General features: G+C 46.6%; 1 protein-coding gene. It reads right to left on the reverse strand.

The genetic code is table 11. The features are described 5' to 3' along the window. On the reverse strand, positions 1-472 hold a 472-nt coding region (locus AC3G2T_RS38830; protein ID WP_488438835.1), incomplete at its 3' end, for an S-layer homology domain-containing protein. Positions 473-537: the final 65 nt, after the last annotated feature.

A 537-nucleotide genomic window follows, 5' to 3' on the forward strand; every position in this document is an offset into this window, starting at 1 on the left:
TGCCTGTTTTTGCCCGAGCGTCAGCATCTTTGCCCAGTACGCGGTCCAGGAACGTCGCCAGCTGCTCTTTGGTTACTTTACCGGCTGGGTCAAACGTAGTGTCGGTTACACCGTCAGTAACGCCGGCTGTTTTCAAAGCCTCGATGTAAGGCAATGCATAGCCGTTCGCAGGATCGTCCACACTAACGTCAGCGAAACTCGATGTTTTCAAGTCTTTGTTAATGTCCAGCCCCATGATCAAGGCCGCTACTTTCGCGAATTGCGCGCGGTTCATTTCATCTTTCAAGCCAAACGTGGTGTCGGTAACTCCATCGAAAATACCGGCGCTAATCATGGCGTCGAATTTCGCTTTTGTGGCTGTGTCAAGATCTTTCAAATCCGTGAAATCTGCGGATGTTTTCGCAAAGGCTACTGAAGAAAATACGGATAAAGCCATTGCTGTTGAAAGAACGACGGTTAGACTTTTCTTCATAGAGTTTCTTTCCTCCTAAGTATTTGAAGTTTTTTGTTATAAAATCTTATAACCGATGGGAGTGT

It is taken from the genome of Paenibacillus sp. sgz302191, from assembly GCF_057749925.1.